Raw genomic sequence first — 22,494 nt, forward strand, 5'->3', positions numbered from 1 at the left:
GCCGTGCGAGGCCGAGGCCCTGGAAGTGCTGCCGGGCGTCGGGACGAAGACGGCGAGCGTCGTGCTCAACGTAGCCTTCGGCGTGCCGCGGATCGCGGTCGATACCCACATCTTCCGCGTCTCGAACCGCATTCCCCTGTTTTCCGCAGCGACGACCGACAGGGTGCAGGCGGGGCTGGAGGCGCGGGTGCCGGAGCCGTTCCGGCTCAACGCACATCACTGGCTGATCCTGCACGGGCGCTACATCTGCAAGGCCCGCCGGCCGGAATGTCCGCGTTGCAGCATCGCTGATCTGTGCCGCTACCCCTCGAAGACGACGGCACTTACCCCCATATCGGCCGGGGATTAGGCGGGTCTGCGTCCACGGCGGCAATGCGTTGCCCGGCCAACGCGTTGTGCTGCAAACCTCGTTCCGGTAGATTGATGCTAAGGCGGCCGGACATGTCTCTCTCGGGAAGCATAATCCGGTCGTCTGCCCGCCAGACGGGCCGCCGCGCCGCGGATTTCGCCTCAAGTGCCAGTTCCGAAGGAGCCTCGGCCCCATGGACTTCCTCAAACCACGGTACACGCCTATGAACCGCCGCCGTCGCATTTACGAGGGCAAGGCGAAGGTCCTCTACGAGGGACCGGAGCCGGGGACGCTCATCCAGCACTTCAAGGACGACGCGACCGCCTTTAACGCGAAGAAGCACGAGGTGATCGACGGCAAGGGTGTGCTGAACAACCGGATCTCCGAGTTCGTCTTTCAGCACCTCAACGACATCGGCGTGCCGACGCACTTCATCCGCCGGCTCAACATGCGCGAGCAGCTGATCCGCGAGGTCGAGATCATTCCGCTCGAGGTGGTGGTGCGCAACGTCGCCGCCGGTTCGCTGGCGACGCGGCTCGGGCTCGAGGAAGGCACGCAGTTGCCGCGCTCGATCATCGAGTTCTACTACAAGAACGATCAGCTCAACGACCCGATGGTGTCGGAAGAGCACATCACCGCGTTCGGCTGGGCGACGCCCCAGGAGATCGACGACATCATGGCGCTCGCCATCCGCGTCAACGATTTCCTGTCGGGCCTCTTCCTCGGTGTCGGCATCCGTCTCGTCGACTTCAAGATGGAGACCGGCCGCCTGTGGGAGGGCGACCTGATGCGCATCGTCGTCGCCGACGAGATCTCCCCCGATTCGTGCCGGCTGTGGGACATCAAGTCCTCGGACAAGCTCGACAAGGATCGCTTCCGCAAGGATCTCGGCGGCCTGATCGAGGCCTATACGGAGGTCGCCAAGCGTCTCGGCATCATGTCCGAGAACGAGAAGGTTCAGGCCGGCGGCCCGCGCCTAGTGCAGTAAGCGTCTTCAGCGGGGCTCGGCCGGCTCCAGGCCGGTCCAGCCTCGGCGAAGGCGGAGATGAGTCGAGAGATCCGGGTCGAAGCCCGGATGATAATGGGGGTCCTGCGCAAGCAGCGGCCCCCATCGCTTTTTCAGCGCCTCGACCTCGGCACGGTGTCGGGCGGCCGCCGCCGGCGAAGGCCGGCGGCTCGCCGATTCCCGGTGATGGAGCCGGGCGCCGCCGACATAGAGGGTCCGCAGACCCACGGCGTTCAGCCGTAGGCAGAGATCGACGTCGTTGAAATCGATGGCGAAGGTCAATGAATCGAAGCCACCGACGCGAGAGAACTTGACCGCCTCGATGACGAGGCAGGCGGCGGTCACGGCCGAGACGCTTCGGGTGGCGCGCAGGGCGCCGAGATAGCCCGCTGCATCCCCGGCGAAATGGCGATGGCCATGGGTGACGAGACCGCCGGTGCCGAGCACGATCCCGCCATGCTGGATCCGGCCCTCCCCATCGACCAACCGGGCCCCGACCGCGCCGATCTCCGGGCGCAAGGCTTCGCGGACCATGCGCTCCAGCCAGTCCGGCGCTTCGGCCTCGACGTCGTTGTTGATGAAGGCGAGGAGGCGTCCGCGGGCCTGCGCCGCCACGCGGTTGTTGATCGCGGCGAAGTCGAAAGGTCCCGGACAGGCGACGACCCGCGCCGCGCCTTCCGCCTCGAGGGTGCGAAAATAGGCGAGCGTCTCGGGATCGCGACTGTCATTGTCGCAGATCAGGATCTCCTTGGCCGGCCAGTCGGTGCGGTGACGCAGGCTCTCGATACAGGGCTGGAGCAGGTCGAGCCGGTCGCGGGTCGGGACGATCAAGCTGACGAGGGGGCGCGGCTCCGGCAGGGGCCGGTCGAGGCGGATCACGCCGTCTTGCCCGACCAGGACGGGCGTGCCCCCCTCCCCCGCCCGATCGAGATCGCGCCGGACCGCCTCCCGCCGTGCGGCTCGCCCCTCCCCTCCTTCGTCGAAGCGGCCGAAGGAGAGAACGCGCGGGAGGTGGCACACGGCGCCGGTGCCGAAGCAGTGCGCGATTGCCAGTGTCAGGTCGAGCGCGGCAGCGCCGGGAACGGCGTCGAGGCCGATCACGCTGGCGCGGCGAAGGGCGATGACGGGGCCGAGATAATCGACCGTGCGCAGGTAGTCCCGATCGAAGGCCGGACGCAGCAGGGGAAGCCAGGGGCCGTGGGCGACGTGGCTGAATAACGCGTCGCCGTAAATCGCGTGACGATCCGGATCGGCGAAGGCGGCGGCGATGGCGGCCGCCGCGCCGGCCGCGATGTGCTGGCCGTCGGACGTGAGCAGGACGATCGGAGGCCCGTCCGCGGTGATGCGGATCGCGCCCGTCGCATCCGTCACAACGCGCTCGATCCCGGCTGCCGCGAGGGCGGCATGCGGTTCGCTCGGCGGTGGGATGATACGGGGCCGGTCCAGATGATGATGGGCGCCGACCAGCGCGACGAAAGCCTGCGCTGCCCGCAATCGCCGGCCGGAGAGCCGCGCCGACAGGATCGGCAGAGCCCGCTTCGGATGGCGGAGCGCCCGGGCAAGCCGCGCGAGGCGTCCCAGGACGGGCTCGGCGGCGAAGAGCAGGGCGTCGGGCCATGCGGGGGGCAAGCCGTCGGCGCTCATTCCAGCTCCTCGCCGAAGGTCGTGAGCGAGAGGGCCGGATGGTAGAACGGATCGTGCCGGATCACGTCGCGCCAGCGCTCGGTGAAGGCGGCGGCCTCGCGCTCGAAGCGCGCGCGGGCTGCACCGACCGGCCGGCCGCGGCTCACCGATTCGAGGTGAGACAGCACCGCATGCGGTGTCCACACCGTCTTCCAGCCCCGCGCGCCGAGGCGCAGGCAGAAGTCGATGTCGTTGAAGTCGACGGCAAAGGTCTCTTCGTCGAAACCGCCGACGGCCTGATACTTCTCGCGCGTGACGGCGAGGCAGGCCGCAGTGACGCCCGAGACCTCGTGCGCCACGCTCAAGCGATCGAGATGGCCGGGCGTGTCGGCGGGGCGGCGGCGCAGGATATGGCCGGCCTCGCCGCCGAGTCCGACGACGGCGCCAACGTGCTGAAGGCGCCCATCCTCGTAGAGGAGTTTCGCGCCGACCGCGCCGACCTCCGGCCGGACCGCCTGGGTAACGAGGACGTCGAGCCAGTCGGGTCGCAGCACCGCCACGTCGTTGTTGAGCAGGACGAGGACGTCGCCGCGCGCCACTCGCGCACCGGCATTGACCAGCGCCGAGAAATTGAAGGGGTGCGGATAGGGCTCGATCCGCACCCGTGGATCGAGGCGCAACCGCTCATACAGATCGAGCACGGCCGGCTCCTTCGAGCCGTTGTCCACGATCACCAGTTCGAGGGCGGGATAGGGCGTCTTTTCGAGGACATCCTCGGTGACCCGCGCGATCAGGTCGAGCCGGTCGCGAGAGGGAATGATGATGCTGACGAGCGGTGCCGGGTCCGGCAGCGGCCATTGAAGATCGAGGCGGCCGTCGCGGAGCGCCGCACGCGCCGACGATCCCGTGCTGCGCAGGTGCCGGTCGAGGTGCGGCGCGCGGGCGGCCGGATCGGCCGTGACGGGCTCGCGACGGCACAAGATGCGGGGGATGTGGACGACACGGGTCGCGGACCCGACCGCGAGATCGAGGGTGACAGCCAAAGCGTCGGGCGTGTCCACCGGCTCCGCGGGCAGGCCGGCGAGGAAGTCCCCGGCGATCAGCGCGGGCGCGCCGACATAGCCCGTGGCAAGCGCGAGATCGGGGCTCCAGTCCGGCTTGAGGCGCGGCCTCAGCGTCCGGCCGGCGGTCTCCTCGTCGGCATAAACCATCTCGGCCGCCTCGGCCTCCCGGCTCTTGGCAAGCAGGTGCAATGCCTCAGGCGCCAGGACGTCGCCGGAGCGGAGCAGGCCGAACAGGTCGGCCCCTCCGGCAAGCTCGTGCAGCGTCGCGGCCGGATTCCATGAGGTGGAGAGCACGCGCCCGTCGATAGCCGGGCTCGTCGGCGGGGCGCCGTCCGTCCAGGCGATGTGAAGGGACCAGTCTTGATGGGTCTGGGTGCGCAGGCTCGCGACGCTGCGCGCCACCGCATCGGCCTGCGCGAAGGGAGCGGGAAGAACCAGACGGATCTGCGCGCCGGATCTCGGTTCGGTCGATGCGGCGCGAAACAGCCGCGACGCCTTCCAGGCCGGATAGCGGGCAAGGGGTGACACCGCGCAGGCCCCGCGAAGGCTGTCGCGCCAGCGCCGCTCGTCGCGCGCGAGACCCGCGCGCAGGGCTGCTGCGGCGCGTCCCGGCCGCTTCAGCAGCGCCTCCGCAAAGACGCTCGCGCTGCTCCGCAGGCCGACGCGCTCCAGCACGAAGCCCGGCTCGGCCGCGATTTCGATGCCCTGGCAATCGCCCGGCAGGTAGCCGAGCCAGCGCGCGGCGCCGAGGGCCACACCCGGCAGCACGAAGCTGTCGCGTCGACCGGCGCTGCGGAGCAGGCGCAGCAGCGGCCTCTGCGGCCGCGCTCGTACGGGCAGCGTGTAGGTCAGGACGATCCAACGGTCCTGCCACGGTCTCCGATCAGGGGGCGACAGCAGGAGGCGGCAGTCGAACAGGGGGTCGTCGGTGGATACCAGGGAGAACGACGTCTCCCGACCCCGCCACAGGTCCCGCCCATCGCCCCGCCTTGCATCAGGCTTGGCGATGCCGTCCTCCGGCGCGTTTCCAGCCGTGCTGCGCGGACAATTCCGTCATTGTGCGACCGGGGCCTCACCCTGTTCCGCCGCTGCGGCGGGTGCGGGCTTGCGGCGGCGCACGGCCGGCTTCGGGCGCGCTGAGGCGCCGGCCAGGGTCACTTCGATGTCGTAGCCCATCGCCTTGTCGGCGGGCACGGTGAGATCGTTCTCGATGACCGTCGCCTCGCCCTGCGCGGCGCCTGCTGGAACCGCCACCGCGACACGGTGGCTGCGCATCATCACGGGTTGCTCATTGAACTTCACGCCGATGCTCACCGGCACCTCGAAACGCCCGGATGCACCGGCCGGACCGAGCAGGGCACGCAGCTCCACGCCGACACGCACCGCGACCGAGCCGTCGGGCCGCGCCTTGCACTCGCGGCTGAGCCGGCCGAGCACGATCTGATGGCGCAGGCGCCGGTTGTCGCCCGCGGCGCCGGCGAACGCCTGGACGGCGGCGCCGCCGTCCGGAACGAAGACCGGCGGGCAATAGACGTCGTCGGGGTCCTGCGCCCGCGGCGCGGTGACCGCCGGCGCGTCGCCCTCGCGGCCACCGAACATGTTCTTGAAGAAGCTGCCCGGTTCGGCTCGCGCGGTGCCGGGCACGGCCAGCACCAATCCACCGAGGATGATCAACGCCCTGCGCATCGTCTGACCGTTCCCTGCCCTTTCCCGGCGATCCCTGAACGCTCCGGAGCCGAACGATCCTACTTGAGCGCGTCGAAACCGGGGCCGAAGCCCTTCATCGAGACCGGGATGCCGACGCCCTCCTCCGGCGTCTGGAAGACGATGAAGGTCGATTGCGATCCGTTGCGCATCGATTTGATCAAGCCGTCATCCATCACCACCTCGGCGACGCAGCCCATGGTCAGGCAGCGCACGAAGCTGGCGCGGCCGATGTCGGTCTGATCGATCTTGAGGCCGAGGCCGGAGGTCAGAAGGATGCCGAGCGGGGCCTGCACCCGCAGCAGGTAGCCGCGGTTGTCGGCGATCTTCAGCACGATGACGACGAGGTTGAGGTTCGGCCGGTCTTCCGCCGCCACGTACTGCACGAGGGCGCATTGCTCGGCCTTGGCACCGGCCGGCGTCTCGCAGCGCAACTGCCAATCGTCGAAGGTCTTGCGCACGGTCCCCTGGGCCTGTGCGGCGCCGCCCCCGGCCAGCACCGTCGCAGCGGTCGCGGCCACCAGCGCAAGGCGGCGGCCGGTCCCAGGACGCAAAGCCCGAACCACGCCCGCAAACAGACTCATACGAACTCCGATCGATCGCTTCTCGAGACGGCGGCCGGCTCCGGCGGATGCCCCTCGCGCTGACGCAGTGGAGGCGTTCGGAGGTGCCGCGCGGCCTCGGGCGTTGGGACCATGCAGGTTTCCCGGTGTCAAGCAATCGCGGCGAGGGTGTGTCGGGAATGGGGCAAAGCGGCTACCCCTCGCGGCCCGCCTGCCCTAAGGTAAGGTCAAGCTCTCGATCATCCGAGGAAACCGCCATGCGCCGCCTCGCCTCCCCCCTCGCCCTCGCGACCCTCTTGGTCGCAGTGGGTTCCGGGGGTGCCTCCGCCCTTTCCCTGCCGTTCGAGGAATCGGATTACCTCCCGCCCGAGGCGACGACGACCTATGTCGAGCGCTCCCTCAACCATCAGGCGCCGCTCACCATCGAGCATCCGCCGGTGGAGCGGAATCCGCGCGGGCGCCGTCGTGGCGATGCGGCGGCGATCGCCGGCTTCTGCCGGGATGGTGGCACCGTGATGCGCCGCGATGCGATGGGCCGCCCCACCTACCTGCGCCAGCGCGAGGTTTGCGACAACGTCGCGCCCCGCACCCTGTGGCCGGGCCACGTCAATCCGCGCCCGACTTGGCCTGCCGAGGCCGCGCCGGCCCGCAGCCGAGCGGTCGTGACGAAGTACTGAGCCGGTTCCTCCAGTCGATCAGACCGGAGGCGACGCCTGAGGATCGCCCGAATCCGCCGTCCCGCAGGGATCGGCCGGATTGGGGATCAGCCGTAGCGGTGCAGCTCCGAGCCGTGCCGCTTCAGCCACCGCTCCGCCTCATCCACATGCGGACAAAGTTCGTTGGTGAGCGCCCAGAAGCGGGGGGAATGGTTCATCTCGCGCAGATGCGCCATCTCGTGGGCGACGAGGTAATCGAGCACCACCGGTGGCGCGAGGATCAGCCGCCAGGAGAAATTCAGCTCGCCGCGAGCGGTGCAGGACCCCCAGCGGCTGCGGGTGTCGCGCAACGTCACCCGCGCCGGCCGCTGGCCGAGGCGCGTCGCGTAGACCGCCACCGACTGCGACAGGTCGCGCCGGGCTTCGCGCATCAGGAATTCGCGGACGCGGCGCGGCATGTGCGCCGGATCGCCCGGGACGGCGAGCGTCGCGCTCGCGGGGTCCGCCTCGGCCATGCCGCGGCCCTCACGCGCCACGATCCGGTGCGGCAAACCGCGGAGCGGGATGACCGAGTCTTCCGCGAACGGCACCCGCTCGGGCAGCTTGGCGAGGCGGGTGGCGATCCAGCCGCCGTGGCTCTGCGCGAACTTCTGAGCCGTGGCGAGCGACGACCGGGTCGGCAGCGTGAGCACCACCGTGCCGGTCGCGCTCGAAACCCGCAGGGTCAACCGGCGCGCGGTCGGCCGCCGCAGAATGGCGATGCGGAAGGTCTGCCCGTCATGAGCGATCTCGATGTGATCCGGATCCGGCCGTCGCAGCAGGGCGCGCGTCATGCCCGCGAGCCTAGCCGCAGCCGGCCGCCTCAGCCATCCCAGCAATCCCTCTCTCACCGGAAATCCACCTGATCGGATGCTTGCCCGTCTCGCGGTCAGGCACTTCCCTCCATCTCACGCACGAAGCGGGCGATGCGCGGGGCGATGACGGACCGGAAGCGCGAGCCGTTGAACACGCCGTAATGCCCCACCTTCTCCTGCATGTGGTAGGCCTTGCGGGCATCGGGCAGGTTCGGCGTGAGATCGAGGGCGGCCTTGGTCTGGCCGACGCCGGAAATGTCGTCGTTCTCGCCCTCGACGGCGAGGATGGCGCAGCGGCGGATCGCCGAGAGATCGACCAGCCGTCCGTCATGACGCATCCGCCCGCGCGGCAGGGCGTGATCGACGAAGACGGTCTGTACGGTCTGGAGGTAGAATTCCGCCGTCAGGTCCATCACCGCGAGATACTCGTCGTAGAAGTCGCGGTGCTTCTCCGCCGAATCGCCGTCGCCGGTCACGAGGTGATGGAACATGTCGGTATGGGCGGTGACGTGGCGATCGAGGTTCATCGCCATGAAGCCCGAGAGCTGCAGGAAGCCGGGATAGACCCGGCGCATCGCCCCCGGATAGAGCGGCGGCACCACCGTGATGCAGTTCTTCTCGAACCAGGCCATGCCGCGCTCCTGCGCGAGGCAGTTCACGGCGGTCGGCGAGCGGCGGGTGTCGATCGGCCCGCCCATCAGGGTCATCGAGACCGGCACGTGGGCCGAATCCGCCGCCTCCATCAGCGCAACCGCGGCGAAGACCGGTACGGCGGGCTGGCAGACGGCCATCACGTGCAGGTCCGGCCCGAGGTCACGGAACATCGCCTGCAGGTAATCGATATACGTGCCGAGGTCGAAGCGCCCGTCCAACAACGGGACCATGCGCGCGTCGGACCAATCCGTGATGAAGACCCGGTGGTTGGGCAGCATCGCCTCGACGGTGCCGCGCAGGAGCGTCGCGTAATGGCCCGACATGGGCGCCACGATCAGGAGCTTGGGCTGCGGCTCCGAATGCCCGGCGGGCAGCGCCCGATCGAAGGCGATCACCCGGCCGAACGGCCGTTCCCAGACGACGCGTTCGGAGACCGGGACGACTTGGCCGTCGATCACGGTCGTCGGCAGGCCGAAGGCCGGCTTGCCGTAGCGGCGGGTTACGCGCTCGAACATCTCCAGCGCGGCGGCCGCCGAGCGGGCATAGGGGCCGTAGGCGAACGGATTGCCGGGATTCGCCAGGCTGTGCCGAGCGGCATCCGCCGCGAGCCGGGCCGGCGTCAACATCGCGCGGGCCGTCTCGTACCAGATATATGCCAGGTCCATTTCGGCACTCCCCGGCGCGGCCTCCGAGTCGGCCGTGCTCACATCGATCTTATCGAATGTTGCAGGTGGAGAAATCCTTCAAAGTTACACGGCCGGGTCACGCGTCCGTGGACGTTCCCCCTGCGAGCCCTATCGTAGCCGCACCATGATGGAAGCGGCTCACAAGACCCTGACCCCAACGGGCCGCCACCTGCGGCTCGACACCTTCGTTCGCCTGCGCTGGCTCGCGCTCACTGGCCAGAGTGCGGCCGTCGTCGGCGCGCAGTTCGGGCTCGGGCTCAACCTGCCCTTCGGCTGGTGCTTCCTCGTCATCGCCACCTCGTGCTGGCTGAATCTCGCGCTGCGAATCCGCTTTCCCGCGAGCTACCGGTTGAGCGACGATTCGGCGGCTTTGCTTCTCGCCTTCGACATCGTGCAGCTCGCGGGCCTGCTGTTCCTCACCGGCGGCCTGCAGAATCCGTTCTCGCTCCTGTTCCTCGCCCCCGTCCTGATCTCGGCCACCGCCCTGCCGCCGGAGCGGACCCTGGCGCTCGGTCTGCTGGCGGTCGGGCTCGCCACCCTGCTCGCCCTCGTCCACCGCCCCCTGCCCTGGTTCGCCGATGGGCGGATCGAGCTGCCCTTCCTCTACGTCTCGGGGGTCTGGACCGCGATCCTGCTCGGCACCGCCTTCACCGGCGTCTACGCGTGGCGGGTGGCGGAGGAGACGCGCCAGCTCGCACGGGCTTTGGCCGCGACCGAACTGGTGCTCGCCCGCGAGCAGCACCTGTCGCAGCTCGACGGGCTGGCCGCGGCCGCGGCGCACGAACTCGGGACGCCGCTCGGCACCATTATGCTTGTCGCCAAGGAGCTCGACCGGCAGCTCGGTCCGACCGCCTCGCCCGCCATCGCCGAGGATCTGAGCCTGCTGCGCGATCAGGTGGACCGCTGCCGCGGCATTCTCTCGAAGCTCACTTCCATGGGCGAGGAGAACGAGGAGGGTGAGACCTTCCTCCAGACCGTCACCTTCGGCCATCTCGTGGAGGAACTGGTAGCGCCTCAGCGGGCGCTCGGCGTCGCCGTCGAGGTCGTGCGGCAGGGCGACGGGCCGGAGCCGGTCTGCCGCCGCAATCCCGGGGTGATGTTCGGGCTTGCCAACATCCTCGACAACGCCGTGGACTTCGCCGAATCGCGCGTAGTGCTCGAAGCCGGGTGGGACGCCGAGCGCGTCACGCTGACAGTCCGCGACGACGGCCCCGGTTTCCCCAGCGAAGTGCTGTTGAGGGCTGGGGAGCCCTACGTCACCACCCGGAATCGCGACCGTTCGCAGAATCCCGACGAGGTCGGCGGAGGGCTCGGACTCGGCCTGTTCATCGCCAAGACGTTGATCGAGCGCTCTGGCGCGCAGCTCCTCCTGTCCAACATCACGGAGGTGGGACAGCACGGTGCGCTGGTGCGGGTGACGTGGGCCCGTCACATTTTCGAGAGGGAGGTGATTGTGCCCCATCGCGTTGCGCACAATTCTCTGCGACCCCTAACGGAACGGGATGCCGCACCCATATAATGCAGAGAGATGACACGAACCGACGAGGAGCACCGCATGCTGACGCAGAGCGGGACGACGGTGCCGGGCTCCGACACCGCTTTTCTTTCCGATGCCGATCCCCTTTCCGCCTTCAGCGATCGCAGCCTGCTGATCGTTGACGACGACAAGCCTTTCTCGACCCGCCTCGCCCGCGCGATGGAAGCGCGCGGATATGAGGTCCATGTGGCCGAGAGCGTCAGCGAGGGCGTCGCGGCCGTCGAGACCAAGGCGCCCGCTTTCGCCGTGATCGACATGCGGCTCGGCGACGGCAACGGGCTCGACGTGATCGCCCGCCTCAAGGAGCGCCGCCCCGAGGCAAGGGGCGTGATCCTAACCGGCTACGGCAACATTGCCACGGCGGTGACGGCGGTCAAGCTCGGCGCCTTCGACTATCTTGCCAAGCCGGCTGATGCCGACGAGATCCACGGCACGCTGATGGCGCAGCCGGGCGAGCGGGCCGACCCGCCGGAGAACCCGATGTCGGCCGACCGGGTGCGCTGGGAGCATATCCAGCGCGTCTACGAGCTGTGCAGCCGCAACGTCTCCGAGACGGCACGGCGCCTGAACATGCACCGGCGTACGCTCCAGCGTATCCTCGCCAAGCGCGCGCCGCGCTAAATCTACAAAGGGCCGGCGGATCGAAACCGCCGGCCCTTTTCGTTGCCAAAATACGGCTGCGCACGCGCAGGCCCGACGCATTCATACCCTATCTGTGTCTGCTCGTTCGTTCCGGGCGGTTGCGCCGGGCCCCGGCCTCGGGCTAGTTCGCCGCTTGAAGAGCGGAACAGGCTTACGCGGGTATGCGGAACCTCATCACGATACTCGGCCTCATGGTGCTGGTCGGCACGGAAGTGTTCGCCGCAGCCATTGCCGCCGGCTGGGCGCTGGCCGGATTACTCGATCTCGGCGACCAAGTCGGCCACGTGCTCATGGCGCTGTTCAGCCTCGTCGCCGCCTGGATCATGGTCCAGCTCTGGCGCCGCGCCACTGAAGCCGAGCCGATCGGCTCGACTCTACGCCGCTGATCTTTTTCGTGCGGTGACCCCTTCACAAAACCGCGATAGATTTCTGGGATCCCGCAAGCTGCGCCTCGCCTGCTCCCGGTTCGCCTTGAAAAGTCCGGCTCACTCGCACGCGATCGAGCGCAGCTTCCTCCATCCCCGGCATCGCCGCCCTACGCGGCGCGGCCCGCCGATTTTCTAAACGAGTGCCCGCCATGAAAGCCCGCATCGTCGTCACCTTGAAGACAGGCGTTCTCGATCCGCAGGGGAAGGCGATCGAAGCGGCCCTGAAGTCGTTCGGGATCAATGAGGTCTCCGGCGTACGCCAGGGCAAGGTGTTCGACCTCGAGGTCGCCTCCGAGAACCGCGAACAGGCCGAGGCGACGCTGAAGGCCGCCTGCGAGAAGCTGCTCGCGAACACCGTCGTCGAGAACTACACCGTCGAGATCGCCTGATGCGCGCCGCCGTCGTCGTCTTTCCGGGCTCGAATCGCGACGGCGACGTGGCCCGCGCACTCCGCCGCTCCGGTGCGGAGGTCGTCAGCGTGTGGCACGCCGACACCGAACTGCCGGCCGGCACCGACCTCGCGGTGGTACCCGGCGGCTTCTCCTACGGCGACTATCTGCGCTGCGGCGCGATTGCCGGCCGGGCGGCGGCCATGGATGCGGTGCGCGCGCACGCCGCCCGCGGCGGCCTCGTGCTTGGCATCTGCAACGGCTTCCAGATCCTGTGCGAATCGGGCCTGCTGCCCGGCGTGCTGATGCGCAACGTCAATCGCCGCTTCATCTGCCACCGGCAGTTCCTTCGGGTCGAGCGCGCCGACACGCGGTTCACCTCGGCCTATACCGAGGGTCAGGTGATCGACGTCTGCGTGGCGCATGGCGAGGGCAACTACTTCGCCGATTCGGAGACGATCGGCCGGCTCGAAGGCGAGGGCCGCATCGCCTTCCGCTACTGCGAAGCCGGCGGTGCGCTGACGGAGGATGCGAACCGCAACGGCTCGCTCAACTCCATCGCCGGGATCTATTCCGAGCAGCGCAACGTGCTTGGCATGATGCCCCACCCCGAGAACTTCGTGGATGGGCTCGTCGGCGGCACTGACGGCAAGGGCCTGTTCGACAGCTTGGCGGCCTGAGGGCCGATCGCCCGAATAGGGGACGTCGCGCGGCCGGATCGCTGCGCTGACGCTCGCGATGACGGCCGAGGAGTTGCCTCCCCGTCATCGCGAGGCGAAGCAGAAACCCTGGCGCCGTGAGGGGCTCAGTGCCCCTCGAATTCCATCAGCGTGCGCACGGTAACACCGAGATCCCGCAGGCGCTGGGCGCCGCCGATCTCCGGCAGATCAATCACGAAGCAGGCGGCTACCACCTCGGCACCGAGCTGGCGCAGAAGGTTCACCGCCGCCGTCGCCGTGCCGCCGGTGGCGATGAGGTCGTCGACGAGGATCACCCGATCCCCCGGCTTGATCGCATCGACGTGGATCTCGATCTCGTCGGTGCCGTATTCCAGTGCATAGGCCGTCGAGACGGTCTTGTGGGGCAGCTTGCCCTTCTTGCGGATCGGCACGAAGCCCGAGGAGAGCTGGTGCGCCACGGCGCCGCCGAGGATGAAGCCGCGCGCCTCGATGCCCGCGACCTGATCGATCCGCCCGCCCGCATAGGGGTGCACCAGCGAATCGACCGCCCGGCGGAACGAGCGCGGATCGCTGAGCAGAGTGGTGATGTCGCGAAAAATGATTCCCGGCTTCGGATAGTCGGGAATCGAGCGGACCGAGTCCTTCAGGGCGGAGTGGCGGCGGGCTTCCATGCGGGGTGCTCGGTTGACGGCGATGCGGGACGTTCGATGGGAACGGTGGCGAGGAGCGAGGGGCGCGAGGGAGCCCCGCCCGTTACGCGGCGGCCTTACGCAGCAGGCCGATCAACTCACGGTGCAACACCTCGTTACCGCAGGCCACGGAGCGGGCCGCGAGCGGCTCGGCGCCGCCATCCGCGCTGGAGACGAAGCCGCCGGCCTCGCGCACGAGGATGATGCCGGCCGCGATATCCCAGGTCTGGAGGTCGCGCTCCCAGTACAGGTCGGTCCGGCCGCAGGCGACATAGGCGAGGTCGAGCGCTGCCGAGCCGAGGCGGCGGGTGCCGCCGGAGACCGCCATCACCGCGGCGACCTCCTTGAGCAGCCGGCCATGGCTGCCGCGGCCGAGATAGGGCGTGCCGTAGGCGACCAGCGCGTCGGCGAAATCCTGTCGGCCGGAGACGCGCAGGCGGCGGTTGTTGAGGAAGGCGCCCTTGCCGCGCTCGGCGATGAACAGCTCGTCCTTGGCCGGATCGTAGATCACGCCGGCGACGATCTGGCCGTCGCGCTCGAGCCCGACCGAGATCGCGAAATGCGGGATGCCGTGCAGGAAGTTCGTCGTTCCGTCGAGGGGATCGACGTGCCAGGTGTGGCTCCGGTCGGTGCCCTCGATGGTCCCGCTCTCCTCCATGATGAGGCCGTAACCGGGCCGCGCCTTCATCAGCGCGTCGCGCAGGACCTCCTCCGCCTTCCGGTCGGCGGCCGAGACGAAGTTGCCGGGGCCCTTGCGGGAGACCTGGAGGTTCTCGATCTCGCCGAAGTCGCGCTTGAGACCACGGGCGGCCTTGCGCACGGCATCGACCATGACGGTCATGAGGGGAGAGTTGATCATGCGGTTCGGCTCGCAGCCCTGGCCGGGCGCCTTCGTTGGAAAAGAAATCTGTCAGGGCTTCTATACGCCTTACGCCGCAGCGCCAGGGGTGATCGGCGCAGGGGCGATATCCCACAGGGTCCGGCGCTGGACCCGGAGAGGCACGCAGGGAGCGTGAAAACCTCGCGCAGAGTCGACGGCCGCGCCTGCCGGATTCCGGTTGGAAGTCGAAGGCCGGATCATCGGCTGCTCCGGCGGCACGGGCGATCCGGACACGGTGGTCGGCCAACCGGCATCGCCGCCCTCAGGTAAGCGCGGCGACGAACCGACCGGTAGCGGCGCGCGGATCGGACCCGCGCATCACGCCACCCATCACGGCGACACCCGCCGCCCCGGCCTCGCGGCAGGCGCGGGCGTTGCCCCCGTCGATCCCGCCGAGCGCGAAAACCGGAACGCCATGGGCTGCCGCGGCACGCAAGGAGGCGAGGCCGAGGGCGGGGCCGTAGCCGGGCTTGCTCGCAGTCGGGAAGATCGGGCTGAGGGTGGCGTAGTCGGCGCCTGCCGCCCCAGCCGCCGCGATCTCGGCAACGGAATGAGCGGAGAACCCGATCAGCGCCGCGGCGCCGAGTGCCATCCGCGCCGCGCGGATGCCGTCGATCCCGGCAGAGCTCGACAGGTGCACGCCCTGCGCTCCGATTTCGGCCGCAAGATCCGTGTCACCGCCGACAACGAGCCGCCCGCCGACCGGCTGAAGGAGACCGATCAAGTCGCGGGCGAGATCCCGTCGCGCGTCGCGGTCGAGATCGCGATCGCGCAGCCAGACGAAGCGTGCGCCGCCCGCCACCGCCGCGCGGACGGTTTCAGTCAGCGGCCGTGCCGCGCCGTGGCGGTCGGTGACGACGAGGAGCGGCGGGAGCGTCACCCGCCCTCACGAACCGACGAGGCCGAGTTGCGGGCTCGACGGCTCGGCCCGGCCGCGGCGCGGAATGCGCCCGGCCAGATGGGCGAGCCGGCCCGCCTCGACGGCGTGGCGCATGGCGCCGGCCATCCGCACCGGGTCGTCGGCCTTCGCCACGGCGGTGTTGACGAGGCAGGCTGCGGCGCCCAGCTCCATCGCGATCACCGCGTCCGAGGCGGTGCCGATACCGGCATCGACGATCACCGGCACCTTGGCCCGGCGGCAGATCAGCTCGATATTGGCCGGATTGGCGATGCCCATCCCGGAGCCGATCAGGGAGCCCATCGGCATCACCGCGGCACAGCCGAGATCGGCCAGCCGCTCGCAGATCACGGGGTCGTCGTTGCAGTAGGGTAGCACCGTGAAGCCGTCGTCCACGAGGTGGCGGCAGGCTTCGAGCAGCTCGGTGACATCCGGATAGAGCGTCTCGCGGTCGCCGATCACCTCGACCTTGATCCAGGACGTGCCGAGCGCCTCGCGGGCGAGTTCGGCGGTCATGATCGCGTCGCGGGCCGTTTCGCAGCCGGCGGTGTTGGGCAGGAAGCGCGCGCCCTTGAGCTTCTGGAAGGTGTCCGAGCCGTGCCCCTGGAGCGAGACGCGGCGGATCGAGGCGGTGACGACCTCCGCGCCCGAGGCGCGCACCGACTGCGCCATGATCTCCTGGCTGGGATAGCCGGCCGTGCCGATGAACAGCCGCGAGGCAAGCCGGATGCCGGCGATCTCCAGCGCATCGTCCCCGGTTGCGTCCTCTGCGGCGTTGGTCTGGGCGAGGGTGGTGTCGTGATGGTTCATGGTCAGCCTCCCTGCATGGCGCGGACGATCTCGATCCGGTCGCCCTCGTTGAGTGACGTTTCGGCCCAGGCGCTTTTGCGCACGACGCGGCCGTTGACGGCGATGGCGATGCCTTGGGCACTCTCGATGCCCCGCTCCTCGGCCTCCGTCGCGAACAGGGCGGCGAGGTCGGCCGCCTCGCGCTCGCAGGTCTCTCCGTTGACGGTCAGCCTCATGCCACGGCCCTCCCCCCGGTTTGATACGATGACGCGAAGCGCGCCCGTCCGAAGCCGCGGGCGAAGTCCGGCAGCGCGCCCTCGGTGAGGAGCGTCGCCACGGCGTCGGCGGTGGCGGGGGCGAGCAGGTAGCCGTTGCGGTGATGGCCGGTGGCGAGGACGAGGCCGGGTGCAGCCTCCTCGATGATCGGTGCGTCGTCGTCCGAGGTCGGGCGGAAGCCGCTCCAGACCGCGTCGATCTCCATTTCTTCGATACCGGGCAGAACCCGCCGCGCGCCCTCCAGCAAGGCGAACATTCCACCCGCGGTGACACCGCTGGTGAAGCCGCAATCCTCCACCGTGGCGCCGACGATGAGGTGCCCGTCGCCCTTCGGCGCCATGTGCACCGCGTCGGTCCAGACCATGCGGGAGAGAGTGCCGGTGCGCTTGGTCGTGCGCAGGGCCAGCGACTGCCCCTTGAGCGGCCGGACCGGCACGGACAGGTCGGGCACGTCCAAGTCGCTGGGAAGCAGGCTCGCATCGCCGCTCCAGGCGCCGGCGGCCAGGATCACCGTGTCGGCAGCGAGCGTGCGGCCGGCGGCGTGCAGGCCGGTGACGCGCCCGCCCCGGCGCTCCAGCCCCTCGACCGCGACGCCCTCGCTGATGACGACGCCGGCCGCCTCGCAGGCGCGCAGCAGCGCTTCCATCACGAGCCGCGGATCGACCTGCGCGTCGAGGGGGCAGAGGATGCCGGCGGTGACGTTGGGGCGCAGCAGCGGCTCACGCGCGCGCACCTCCGGGCCGGACAGCCATTCGGCCGCGACGCCCGACCGGCGCTGCAGGTCGTGGCGGAAGCGCAGGCGCTCCACCTCGTCGCGGCCGATGGCGATCACGAGGGTGCCGTCGGTGCGGTAATCGATCTCGCGGCCCGAGGCCGCCTGGAGCGCGTCGCGAAAAGCCGGCCAGCGGCGCAGGGATTCGAGCGCCAGCGGCAACAGCAGATCGGAGCCCGGCTCGTGCTCGGCGGCCGGCGCCAGCATGCCGGTCGCGGCGAGGCTCGCACCGCTTCCGACGTTCCCGCGCTCCACCACGGCCACCGAGCGGCCGGCCTGCGCCAGCTGCCACGCGATCGACAGGCCGATCAGCCCCGCGCCGACCACGGCGACGTCGGCACGCTGCGGCAACTCCGCGGCGCGCGGCCGTATCGTGAGACTGCGGCGCTGGCCGATCGGGGAGGTCAGCAGGTCTGACATCGAAAAACGTGCCTTCCACGGGTCTGCCCGCAGGAACTGGCACCATGTGCTTCGATAGAAGCGGGTCCGCTCGAACGAGCGCCCCATCAGGTCCAATCCCTACGCCGGTATGAGCCGGATCAGGTTCGAAGGATTTCCGCGCTGCCGGCGACGGCGATAGCGGTTTCTCAGCCCCTTGTCGGGGATCTCCCTGGAACAGCTTGGATGTGGGCCCCGGCCGGCGCGCGGTCAATCCCTCCCGGAGCCGGGAAGCAGGCAAATCCGTCTACGCTGTAAACCGGATGGCGGAGTCGCCCGAACGCAGGGGCCGCGTTCGTGGACGATTCATTCCGCTGCGGCGGCCTCCGCGGCCCGCCTCCGGCCTGGGCGGTACACCGCCATCGGCTCGTCGAACCCGTCGAGGACATGGCTTCCCAGCGGATCGGGGTCACCCCACAGGAAGTCCACGAACGGCTTCGACATCAGGAGAGGCTCCTGAAGCGTGCGGTTGAGCCGCGCCAGCCGGCTCGCGAGGTTCACGTCGCGGCCGATCACGGTGAAGTCGAGCCGGGTACCGGAGCCGACATTGCCGTAGGCTGCCTCCCCGTGATGCAGGGCGATGCCGGCATCGACCACCCGCTCGCCCTGGCCGAAGCGCCCGACCGCGTTCGCCTCGGCCAGGGCCGCCAACGCCGCCTCCGCCGCCGTGAGCGCGCTCTTGGCCGCGCCGCCGAGATCGTCGCCCGACTCACGGAAGATCGCGAGAAGCCCGTCGCCGAGATATTTCAGCACCTCGCCGCCCTCCCGCTCGATCGGCGGCACGAGGCAGTCGAAGAACGCGTTCAGGAGATCGACCGCGCCCTCCGGCGTCCGGTTGGCGGAGAGGCGCGTGTAGTCGCGCATATCCGCGAACAGGATCGCCGAGCGGATGCGGCGCACCTGCCCGCGCCGGATGTCGCCCGAGAGGATCGCGCGGTGCGGCTCGTCGCCGACATAGATGCGCAGCACCGTATCGAGCTGCTTGTTGAGGATGCGCATCTCCATCACCGCGGCGAGCGCGGGCATGACGAAGCGCAGGATCGCGATGTCCTCGTCGCGAAAACCGTCTTTCGCGCGGGTGGCGAAGGTGATGCCGTTCTTGTTGCCGTTGGTGAAGATCAGCGGCGCGACGAGGTAGTGCGTGTAGCCGTCGGCCTTCAGCTCGGGGATGATCGCGTAGGCATCCTCAGCGGTCTCCGCGAGGTCGAGGCTCAGCCACTCGCCAGTTTCGTGCACGGTGGAGAACGGGCTCACCTGATAGGCCTTCGCGGAAACCTCGCCGTGAGGGAACAGGCGCACCGTCGAGCCGGCGCCGCGGGTCCAGACCCGGCCGACACCGGAATACTCGGAATGAAGCGTGTCGATGGCCGTGGAGGCCCGGTCGATCGGCACGCCGATCGCGTTGAGGCGCTCGGCCAGCCCTGCGAGCAGGTCGTCGGCCCTGGGCAACCGGGCGCCCTCCCCGAGCAGCCAGTCGCGGATGCCAACGCAGCGTTGCAGCGCCCCGAACGGGACGTCCTCGGCTTCCGATCCGTCGGCGAGCGCCGTCGGCGTTGGTTTCGGGGCGTCGGCGTCGCGCATCGCTGGAAGGTGGGTTCTCGGGTGCTCAAAGCAAGGCTTCGCGCGGGACGCGGCCGGCGCTTTGAGCCCATGGTGGACGACGAACGCCCGGCACGCTCCGGCTTTAACGAACGAGCTTGGCCGCATCGTGACGCTGGATGCCGGGCATGGCGACCAGCATGGCCGCAATTGGGACGCTGGATCAAGCGATCGAAGCAAGCCGGCAATGCGAAGCGCACGCCCCTGCGCTAAGGCGGAAGCGTGGCAGGAGGACGCCTGCCGGACCCGCCGATCGATCGGCGCCAGGACGACCCGACATGTTGAGAACCGCTTTCAGCCTCACCCTTCTGGCCACCGCGGCGCTCGCACCGAGCCTCACCCTGGCTCAGGGCAAGCAGGATTTCACGCTAATCAACCGCACCGGCTACCAGATCGACGAGGTCTATGTCGGGCCCGTCAACCAGTCGCACTGGGGCCAGGACGTGATGGGCAAGGACGCGATCGCCAACGGCGACACGGCCGACATCACGTTCAACGGCGGCTCGAACGCCTGCAAGTGGGACATCAAGGTCGTCTACAACGACGGCGACGAGTCCGAATTTCGCGGTGTGAACCTGTGCAATGTCAGCAAGGTGACTTTGTTCTGGAACCGCAACGCCGGCGAGACGCGCTTCGTCGTCGAGTAGGCCCGACCCGAGGGGCCTTGCAGCGTGAAAAGGGCCGGAGAACACGTCCGTAGAGCCGTCTCCGACCCGTTTGCATCAGGTCGGCGTCTCTCGGACTTCGTTTCAACGCGCTTTCTCGCGCCGAACCGCTAATCACTTCGTCGGAAAGCGCTCTGGCCGCCAATCGATGGATGCCTCTCAACAGATCGCGAGCTTGGTCTTTTCTGCATAATATCGCGCTTGCGATTGTTGGATGCGGTACCGATAACAGCTCGGGCTCACGCTTTCAGAGTCTTACGCGCTCCCTGGCCCGTGTCGAACCAATCCTTCACCTTCACATCCGAGGCGGACGGCTTCGAGGGGTACCATGCGCTCTACTCGGTCGGGACCGACGTCGCGGCGACCGATGGGCCGTTCCGCGCTCGCGTAGAGGCGCATCGGTTCGGCCCGATCAACGTCTTCGAGCGGACTTTGAGCGGCGTCCGGCATTGGCGTGACGGGGCCCGCGTGCGCCGCGACGACTTCGATCACTTCGTGATCCAGTACCTGCGCAGCGGCACCTATTACGGCGGTTCCATCGACGCGGAACGCCGCCTCGCACCCGGCGACGTCATCCTGTTCGACATGAGCCGCCCGCAGCGCTCGCGGGTCGAGACGGCATCGACCGTCACCGTGAGCCTGAGCCGGAAACTGGTCGAGGCGGCGGCACCCGAAGCGAGCCGCTATCACGGGCACATCTTGCCGGAGGCGGTGTCGGGCCTGCTCGGCGACCTGATGGGATCTCTCGCGCGGCGGGCCGCCGCCACCGAGCCGAGCACCGCGGAGAGCACCGCCCGTGCGCTGACCGAGTTGCTGGCCGGCGCTCTCGGGCAGGTCAGGCCCGACGACGAGGCTTCGAGCGCCCTCATTGCCGATCTGCGGCGGCGGCGCGCAGAGGCGTTCATCGAAGCGCGGCTGAACGACCCCTCACTCGACGTATCGATGGTCGCAAGGGGGGCGGGCTTGTCGCGCAGCGCGCTCTATCGCCTGTTCGAGCCGACGGGCGGCGTCGCCTACCACATCCTGACCCGTCGCCTCGAACGGTTGAGCGCGGCGCTCCGCAATCCGGTCGAGGCCCGCTCGATCACCACCCTCACCTTCGATCACGGCTTTGCCAGCGAAAGCCATTGCAGCCGCGCGTTCCGCGGCACGTTCGGCTTGCCACCGGGCCGCTATCGCGCCGAGATGCGCCACCCGCGCGCGGGCACCCTCGGCCAGCCTCTGCCCGGCGAAAGTGCCGCCAACCTGATGTCCGCCTGGTCGCGCGCCCTCGCCTGAACCCACGAATGTCATCCCCTTCCGCGAACCCGCAGCCGGGCACCGCCGTCGCCCGCGCCGGCCTCGCGGGCTGGCCGCTCGTCGCCTTGCTGGCGATGATCCAGTTCGCGGCCTTCAGCGACCGGTTTCTCCTGACGCTGGTCGCGACCCCGCTCAAGCAGGCACTGGCCCTGAGCGATACCCAACTCGGCCTGCTCCAAGGCTCGGCCTTCGCCCTCCCCTACGCGCTCACCCTTCCGCTGCTCGGCATCGTGGCCGATCGCGGTCGCCAGCGCGGCCTTCTCCTGGCGGGGCTCTCGTTATGGAGCGCGGCGACCTTCGCCAGCGGCGTCGCGAGCGGGTTCGTGGCACTTCTCGCGGCGCGCGTCGCGCTGGGCGTGGGGCAGGCAGGGTTCGGCCCGGCCGCCCTCTCGCTGATGACCCGGCATCTGCGCCGGGATCGCCTCGGCCGGGGCATCTCGGCGCTCACCGCCGGAGCCACGCTCGGCCGGAGCTTCGCCCTGCTCGCGGGCGGGGCCGTGCTGGCATGGCTGACGGCACGGGGCGGGCTCACCCTTCCCGGCCTCAAGCCGCTCGCCCCTTGGCAGGCCCTGCTCGTCCTCGCGGCGCTGCCGAACCTTGTCCTCGTGATCCTCGTCCTGCGCATCCGGCCGCCCCCGCGGGCCGCCGCTTCGGCACAGGCGTCGCGCGGGCTGCCCGGAGTGTCGCTTCGCAGCGCCCTGGCCTGGATCGGACGGCGGAAGGCCTACCTGCCGCACGTCGCCGCTGCGACGGCCGCGGTCCTCATGACGCAGACCCTCACCGCCTGGGCGCCGACCTTCTATGTCCGCGCCTTCGGCCTTACGCCGGCGGAGAGCGGCCTGCGCCTCGGCCTCCTCGTGCTGATCGCCGCACCGCTCGGCCATTTCGCGGGCGGGCTGGTGCTGGACCGGCTGCGCGGCGCCGGGCGCGCGGATGCCGCGCCGCTGCTTCTGGCACTGGGGCTGATCCTGGCCGTGCCGATCACGGCGTTCGCGAGTTTGAGCCCCGACCTGTCCCTCTCGCTTCTCGGGTTCGCCGGACTCGTCGCGCTGCTCGGCTTTACCGGTCCACCGGGATTGGCCGGCATCCAGATTCTGACCCCGCAGCGGCTGCGCGGCCGGGTCAACGCCCTGTTCCTCGCAACGGTCAATTTGGCGGGGTTCGGCCTCGGGCCGCTTCTGGTCGGCCTTCTCAGCGACCACCTGTTCGGGGAGGCCGGCCTTGGGCTCGCGCTCCTCGCCGTCTACGCCCCCGTCGGCGCAGTCGGGACCGTGGCCGCTCTGCTCGCCCGCCGTGCGTGGCGCCCGGCGCGTCGACGCCGAGCCTGAAACGAGAACGGCCGCCCCGAAGGGCG

The 22,494-nt window shown here is 69.5% G+C and carries 24 protein-coding genes and 1 riboswitch (1 of these 25 running past the window's edge); of the genes, 11 read left to right on the plus strand and 13 right to left on the minus strand.

Annotated elements, in window-relative coordinates:
* On the plus strand, window positions 1-349 hold the end of the coding sequence (gene nth / locus MSPGM_RS02480; protein ID WP_003605939.1) for an endonuclease III. 353 nt of this gene lie to the left of the window's left edge; 349 of the gene's 702 nt are visible here — the last part of the coding sequence; the start codon falls outside the window, past its left edge; its stop codon occupies window positions 347-349.
* 193 nt (window positions 350-542) lie between these two features.
* A complete protein-coding gene (purC, locus tag MSPGM_RS02485; protein ID WP_003605938.1) occupies window positions 543-1,337 on the plus strand; it encodes a phosphoribosylaminoimidazolesuccinocarboxamide synthase in 795 nt (264 codons plus the stop codon).
* A gap of 6 nt (window positions 1,338-1,343) precedes the next feature.
* Here the strand turns inward: purC and MSPGM_RS02490 are convergent, their stop codons facing one another.
* The 4 genes from MSPGM_RS02490 to MSPGM_RS02505 are packed head-to-tail and all read right to left on the minus strand — an operon-like array spanning window position 1,344 to window position 6,330.
* The gene (locus tag MSPGM_RS02490) at window positions 1,344-2,999 is read right to left on the minus strand and encodes a glycosyltransferase (RefSeq protein WP_003605937.1); all 1,656 of its coding nucleotides are present in this window, start codon (window positions 2,997-2,999) and stop codon (window positions 1,344-1,346) included.
* Window positions 2,996-5,050 (minus strand): glycosyltransferase family 2 protein, encoded by a 2,055-nt coding sequence (locus MSPGM_RS02495; protein WP_043708101.1) that lies wholly within the window; start codon window positions 5,048-5,050, stop codon window positions 2,996-2,998. The genes MSPGM_RS02490 and MSPGM_RS02495 overlap by 4 nt, the downstream gene beginning before the upstream one ends.
* Before the next feature lie 45 nt (window positions 5,051-5,095).
* The gene (locus MSPGM_RS02500; RefSeq protein WP_209687983.1) at window positions 5,096-5,728 is read right to left on the minus strand and encodes a hypothetical protein; all 633 of its coding nucleotides are present in this window, start codon (window positions 5,726-5,728) and stop codon (window positions 5,096-5,098) included.
* Between the two features lie 59 nt (window positions 5,729-5,787).
* A complete protein-coding gene (locus tag MSPGM_RS02505; RefSeq protein ID WP_003604513.1) occupies window positions 5,788-6,330 on the minus strand; it encodes an invasion associated locus B family protein in 543 nt (180 codons plus the stop codon).
* 236 nt (window positions 6,331-6,566) lie between these two features.
* Here MSPGM_RS02505 and MSPGM_RS02510 point away from each other — a divergent pair, with 236 nt between their 5' ends.
* Complete coding sequence (locus MSPGM_RS02510; protein ID WP_003604514.1) at window positions 6,567-6,986, plus strand: hypothetical protein; 420 nt, start codon at window positions 6,567-6,569, stop codon at window positions 6,984-6,986.
* An 86-nt stretch (window positions 6,987-7,072) separates the two neighbouring features.
* Here the strand turns inward: MSPGM_RS02510 and MSPGM_RS02515 are convergent, their stop codons facing one another.
* Both MSPGM_RS02515 and MSPGM_RS02520 read right to left on the minus strand, forming a co-directional pair.
* A complete protein-coding gene (locus MSPGM_RS02515) occupies window positions 7,073-7,798 on the minus strand; it encodes a M48 family metallopeptidase (RefSeq protein WP_003604516.1) in 726 nt (241 codons plus the stop codon).
* A gap of 95 nt (window positions 7,799-7,893) precedes the next feature.
* Complete coding sequence (locus MSPGM_RS02520; protein WP_003604518.1) at window positions 7,894-9,138, minus strand: polyhydroxyalkanoate depolymerase; 1,245 nt, start codon at window positions 9,136-9,138, stop codon at window positions 7,894-7,896.
* 145 nt (window positions 9,139-9,283) lie between these two features.
* Between MSPGM_RS02520 and MSPGM_RS02525 the strand changes: the two genes are divergently transcribed.
* From MSPGM_RS02525 to purQ, 5 genes are all read left to right on the plus strand, one after another.
* A complete protein-coding gene (locus MSPGM_RS02525) occupies window positions 9,284-10,678 on the plus strand; it encodes an ActS/PrrB/RegB family redox-sensitive histidine kinase (RefSeq protein ID WP_003604520.1) in 1,395 nt (464 codons plus the stop codon).
* Between the two features lie 36 nt (window positions 10,679-10,714).
* Window positions 10,715-11,317 (plus strand): ActR/PrrA/RegA family redox response regulator transcription factor, encoded by a 603-nt coding sequence (locus MSPGM_RS02530; RefSeq protein WP_003604522.1) that lies wholly within the window; start codon window positions 10,715-10,717, stop codon window positions 11,315-11,317.
* A 182-nt stretch (window positions 11,318-11,499) separates the two neighbouring features.
* The gene (locus tag MSPGM_RS02535; RefSeq protein WP_003604524.1) at window positions 11,500-11,724 is read left to right on the plus strand and encodes a hypothetical protein; all 225 of its coding nucleotides are present in this window, start codon (window positions 11,500-11,502) and stop codon (window positions 11,722-11,724) included.
* Window positions 11,725-11,915: 191 nt separating this feature from the next.
* On the plus strand, window positions 11,916-12,155 hold the full coding sequence (gene purS, locus MSPGM_RS02540) for a phosphoribosylformylglycinamidine synthase subunit PurS (protein ID WP_003604525.1): 240 nt from the start codon (window positions 11,916-11,918) through the stop codon (window positions 12,153-12,155).
* A complete protein-coding gene (gene purQ, locus MSPGM_RS02545) occupies window positions 12,155-12,835 on the plus strand; it encodes a phosphoribosylformylglycinamidine synthase subunit PurQ (RefSeq protein ID WP_261926146.1) in 681 nt (226 codons plus the stop codon). The genes purS and purQ overlap by 1 nt, the downstream gene beginning before the upstream one ends.
* A 125-nt stretch (window positions 12,836-12,960) precedes the next feature.
* On the opposite strand, the gene MSPGM_RS02550 is transcribed toward purQ, so the two are convergent.
* The 7 genes from MSPGM_RS02550 to MSPGM_RS02580 all read right to left on the minus strand — a co-directional run bounded on the left by MSPGM_RS02550 (window position 12,961) and on the right by MSPGM_RS02580 (window position 19,158).
* Entirely contained in the window at window positions 12,961-13,506 is a 546-nt protein-coding gene (locus MSPGM_RS02550) for an adenine phosphoribosyltransferase (RefSeq protein WP_003604529.1), read from the minus strand.
* 82 nt (window positions 13,507-13,588) lie between these two features.
* Window positions 13,589-14,383, minus strand: a complete 795-nt coding sequence (locus tag MSPGM_RS02555) for an inositol monophosphatase family protein (protein WP_003604530.1) — start codon at window positions 14,381-14,383, stop codon at window positions 13,589-13,591.
* A 283-nt stretch (window positions 14,384-14,666) separates the two neighbouring features.
* Window positions 14,667-15,284: a thiamine phosphate synthase gene (locus MSPGM_RS02560; protein WP_003604532.1), complete on the minus strand. Its 618-nt coding sequence runs from the start codon at window positions 15,282-15,284 to the stop codon at window positions 14,667-14,669.
* A gap of 6 nt (window positions 15,285-15,290) precedes the next feature.
* Entirely contained in the window at window positions 15,291-16,112 is an 822-nt protein-coding gene (locus MSPGM_RS02565; RefSeq protein WP_012752102.1) for a thiazole synthase, read from the minus strand.
* Between the two features lie 2 nt (window positions 16,113-16,114).
* A complete protein-coding gene (gene thiS, locus MSPGM_RS02570; RefSeq protein WP_003604492.1) occupies window positions 16,115-16,327 on the minus strand; it encodes a sulfur carrier protein ThiS in 213 nt (70 codons plus the stop codon).
* Window positions 16,324-17,559: a glycine oxidase ThiO gene (gene thiO, locus MSPGM_RS02575; RefSeq protein ID WP_012752103.1), complete on the minus strand. Its 1,236-nt coding sequence runs from the start codon at window positions 17,557-17,559 to the stop codon at window positions 16,324-16,326. Before thiO ends, thiS begins: the two co-directional genes overlap by 4 nt.
* 78 nt (window positions 17,560-17,637) lie before the next feature.
* A riboswitch (TPP riboswitch) is annotated at window positions 17,638-17,760 on the minus strand.
* A 123-nt stretch (window positions 17,761-17,883) separates the two neighbouring features.
* Window positions 17,884-19,158, minus strand: coding sequence for an adenylate/guanylate cyclase domain-containing protein (locus MSPGM_RS02580; RefSeq protein WP_003604495.1), 1,275 nt, complete (start codon window positions 19,156-19,158; stop codon window positions 17,884-17,886).
* Between the two features lie 296 nt (window positions 19,159-19,454).
* Between MSPGM_RS02580 and MSPGM_RS02585 the strand changes: the two genes are divergently transcribed.
* The 3 genes from MSPGM_RS02585 to MSPGM_RS02595 all read left to right on the plus strand — a co-directional run bounded on the left by MSPGM_RS02585 (window position 19,455) and on the right by MSPGM_RS02595 (window position 22,468).
* Complete coding sequence (locus MSPGM_RS02585) at window positions 19,455-19,823, plus strand: hypothetical protein (protein WP_003604497.1); 369 nt, start codon at window positions 19,455-19,457, stop codon at window positions 19,821-19,823.
* A 291-nt stretch (window positions 19,824-20,114) separates the two neighbouring features.
* Window positions 20,115-21,119 (plus strand): helix-turn-helix domain-containing protein, encoded by a 1,005-nt coding sequence (locus MSPGM_RS02590; protein ID WP_003604499.1) that lies wholly within the window; start codon window positions 20,115-20,117, stop codon window positions 21,117-21,119.
* Window positions 21,120-21,127: 8 nt separating this feature from the next.
* Window positions 21,128-22,468 carry an MFS transporter gene (locus MSPGM_RS02595; RefSeq protein WP_003604501.1) on the plus strand — a complete coding sequence of 447 codons (1,341 nt, stop codon included), beginning with the start codon at window positions 21,128-21,130 and terminating at the stop codon, window positions 22,466-22,468.
* Window positions 22,469-22,494 lie beyond the last annotated feature (26 nt).

It is taken from the genome of Methylorubrum sp. GM97, from assembly GCF_024347855.1.
Classification (GTDB): Bacteria; Pseudomonadota; Alphaproteobacteria; order Rhizobiales; family Beijerinckiaceae; genus Methylobacterium; species Methylobacterium extorquens.